The organism is Mesorhizobium sp. M4A.F.Ca.ET.050.02.1.1, assembly GCF_003997725.1.
Classification (GTDB): Bacteria; Pseudomonadota; Alphaproteobacteria; order Rhizobiales; family Rhizobiaceae; genus Mesorhizobium.
Genome location: NZ_RZSG01000587.1, coordinates 1 through 3,823 on the forward strand (window position 1 = coordinate 1; position 3,823 = coordinate 3,823).

Here is a 3,823-nt window from a genome sequence, read left to right on the forward strand (position 1 = left end):
GGCCAAGCCCCTCGGCCTCGCGCGCGCCTTCGTCCAGCCGGGTGAATTCGTGGAACACCGTGTTCAGCTCGTCGCCAGCAATGCCGATGCCGGTGTCGATCACCTGGATCTCGGCTAGCGACCCCCGCCGCCTTACGCCAACCAGGATGCGGCCATGGCGGGTGTATTTGATCGCGTTCGATACCAGGTTCTGGATCAGGCGGCGCAAGAGGTTGCGATCCGTCACCACGGTGAGCGACGACGGCATGATGGTGAGTTCGAGCTTCTTTTCGGCTGCCATCGGCCGGAAGTCGGTGCCGATCTGGCGGAGCAGCCCATCGAGGCTGAAGGCGGTGTCGTCGGGCTTCATGGCGCCTGCGTCGAGCCGGGAAATGTCGAGCACGGCGCCCAAAATGGTCTCGACCGACTCCAGCGAGGATTCGATGTTGACCGCGGCCTTGCCGGCGGGACCCTTGCCGTGCTTCTCGATCAGCGACGAGCAGTAGAGCCGGGCGGCGTTGAGCGGCTGCAGGATGTCGTGGCCGGCGGCGGCGAGGAAGCGCGTTTTGCCGAGATTGGCCTCCTCGGCCAGCATCTGCGCCTGCGCCAGCTCTTCGTTGACGCGGGTCAGTTCGATGGTGCGGGTCTTCACCCGCTGCTCCAGCGATTCATTGGCCCTCTTCAGCGCCAGGTCCTGCTCGACGCGGCCGGAAATGTCGGCATAGGTGGCGACGATGCCGCCGTCCGGCATCGGGTTGGAGCGCAGCTCCAGGATGCGGCCGCTGGTCTTCAGCTCCATCTGCCAGGGACCGTCGAAGCTGGTCAGCCGGTTGAGCATCGCCACCCGCTGGTCGGCCGCAATATCGCCGCGTTCGGCGAGGTGGCGCAGGATCCGGTCGAGCGAGACGCCGACCTGGCCCATTTCGTCGGGCAGGCCGAACAGCGCCCGGTACTGGCGGTTCCAGCAGATGAGGCGGAAATCCCGGTCGAAGACGGTGATGCCCCTCCATCTGGTCGAGCGCGATCTGCAGCAGGTCGCGATTGTGCTGCAGCGCCTCGGTGGCGTCGTCGAGCAGGCGGAAGGCGTCCCTGGAACCGCGATCGTTGCGGCGGAACAGCAGCGACAGGATCAGCCGCGCCGAGGACGAGCCGACGGCGCTCCCCAAAAGCTGTTCCGAGAAGCGGGTGACATCCATTGTGGCCTGCTCATTGCCATGCAGCGTCACACCATTGCTCTTCTCGAACGACTGGAAGGAGCGCTCCGTGCGCTCCACGCCGAGATAGCGGGAAATCGTGTCCTTGAGGTCGTTGACGGTGACGGCGGTGCGGAAGCGGCGCAGGCTGGGCATCGGGCCGGCTTCGCGCGGCACGAAGATCGCCGCCTGGATGCGCTCCAGCGGCACCGACGCGCGGGAGAGCGAGCCGAGCACAAAGAACAGTGCGTTGATCGACAGGCTCCACAGCACGCCATGGTTCAGCGGCTCGGCGACGGTGCCGAACAGCGCCTGCGGCCGAAGCGCCTCGAAACCGAACAGGCCGTGGACGATGATGTCGGCGTCGGGACCCACCAGCGAAGGCAGGAGCAGCGTGTAAGCCCACACCAGAATGCCGGCGACCATACCGAGCGCGGCCCCCCTGCCGTTGGCGCCGCGCCAGATCAGCCCGCCGATCAGCGCCGGCGCAAACTGCGCGATGGCCGCGAACGACATCAGGCCGATCGAGGACAGCCGCGCGCTGTTGGTGCTCTCGCGATAATAGAGGAAGGCGATGAACAGCATGATGAAGATCGCCCCGCGCCGCACATTGAGGATCAGCGTCGACCAGTCCTCGTTTTCCGAGCTAGAGGTTCTGACCAGGCGGCGCACGAACAGCGGGATGACGAGGTCGTTGGAGATCATGATCGACAGCGCCACGCTTTCGACGATGACCATCGCAGTCGCCGCCGACAGGCCGCCGATGAAGGCGGCCATGGCCAGCAGATCATGGCCGCTGAACAGGGGCAGCGACAAGACGTAGAGGTCGCTGCTGGTCCTGTCGCCGACCAGCGCCAGGCCGGCGAAGGCGATCGGCAGGACGAACAGGTTGATCGCCACCAGATAGAGCGGGAACACCCAGGTCGCGGTGCGCAGTTCCGCCTCGCTGCGATTCTCGACGATGGTGACGTAGAACTGGCGCGGCAGCATCAGAATTGCAAATCCGCTGAGGCAGGTCAGCACCAGCCAGGTGGCGAGCGACGTGCCGTAGCCCATGGCCTGCCGCGCCTGCGCGTTGTTGGCCAGCTTGTCGAACATGTCGCCCGGACCGCCGAAGATCAGGAACGTCACCATCAGGCCGATGGCGAGGAAGGCGGCGAGCTTGACCACGGTTTCCACCGCCACCGCCAGCACCAGCCCATCCTGGTGCTCCGTGGCGTCGGCATGGCGGGTGCCGAACAGCACCGCGAACAGCGCGAGCAGCATCGCCACCACCAGTGAGATGTCGCTGACGAACGGGTCGAAGGAGGGCGGCGAGCCGGTGTAGTGCTCGACCATCAGGCTGACCGAGCCGGAGATCGCCTTCAGCTGCAGCGCAATATAGGGCACCGCGCCGATGGTCGCGATCAGCGTGGCGATCGCCGAGACGGCGAAGCTCTTGCCGTAGCGCGCGCCGAGGAAGTCGGCGACCGATGTGATCTTCTCGGTCTTGGCCAGCCTGACGATGCGGTTGAGCAGCGGAAAGCCGAACACGAACACCAGCACCGGTCCGGCATAGATGCCGAGGAATTCCAGGCCGCGCTCCGAGGAGAGGCCGACCGAGCCGAAGAAGGTCCAGGAGGTGCAGTAGATGGCGAGGCTGAGCGCATAGATGAAAGGTCGCGCCCGGCCTGGCGTGGACGCGGAGCGCCGGTCGCCAAGGCTGGCGATGGCGAACAGCAGCGTCACATAGGCGATCGCGATGATGACGATGAACCAGCCTTGCACGGTTCGAACTTCCTCCCTGGCCGGTCTCCCGCCGGCCGATGCCCGACGCAACCACAGCTTTGGGGGCGAGTCCATCACGGCTTTCGGCGCATAGGCGGAGGGCAGTGGCCGCCCCTGACCGGCAGAAAGCGGCGCCTTGGCCCCATTTTCCCGTTTTGCAACCGGGGGTTTTTGTTATGGTGGGCGTGGGCTAGCGCCGAGCGGAAGCTGGGGACGGCAACATGGCCACGGCAAGGAGGGTCGAATGCTGAAAGAATTCCAGGAATTCATTTCCAAGGGCAATGTCATGGACCTGGCCGTCGGCGTCATCATCGGCGCCGCCTTCGGCAAGATCGTTACTTCGCTGGTCGACGACGTCATCATGCCGATCGTCGGTGCGATCTTCGGCGGGCTGGACTTCAACAACTACTTCTTTGGACTGTCCTCGAACGTTCATTCGGCGGCGTTGGTCGACGCCAAGAAAGAGGGCGCCGTTTTTGCTTATGGCAGCTTCATCACCGCGGTGCTGAACTTCCTCATCCTTGCCTTCATCATCTTCCTGATGGTCAAGGCCGTGAACGGCATGCGCAAGCGGCTCGAGCGCGAGAAGCCTGCAGCACCAGCTGCTCCGCCGCCGGCCGATATCGCACTGCTTACCGAAATTCGCGATCTGCTGGCCAGGAAATAGCGCGAAGCGGATTTCTGGACCAAAACCCCGGTCGCTCGCGGCCGGGGTTTTCTGTTTTCGGCCGTCGTAAAAGGCGCTAGCAGTCGCGAAACGGAACGGATTTTTGCATGACGCTCATTCAGACCTTGCGCGCCGAGGCGCGCGCCGCGCCCGAAAGCGGCATCGTGGCCGTGATCAACCACGGCCGGCTGCGCGACGGCATGATCCCGCTCTGGGC

General features: G+C 64.9%; 1 protein-coding gene and 1 pseudogene. One reads left to right on the forward strand and one right to left on the reverse strand.

What is annotated here, in order from left to right; all coding sequences use genetic code 11:
• Positions 1–2,939: pseudogene (locus tag EOA33_RS27380) on the reverse strand (PAS-domain containing protein); the annotation flags it as partial.
• A gap of 244 nt (positions 2,940–3,183) precedes the next feature.
• Between EOA33_RS27380 and mscL the strand changes: the two are divergent.
• The gene (gene mscL, locus EOA33_RS27385) at positions 3,184–3,606 is read left to right on the forward strand and encodes a large conductance mechanosensitive channel protein MscL (RefSeq protein WP_126056569.1); all 423 of its coding nucleotides are present in this window, start codon (positions 3,184–3,186) and stop codon (positions 3,604–3,606) included.
• The last annotated feature ends 217 nt before the right edge of the window (positions 3,607–3,823 follow it).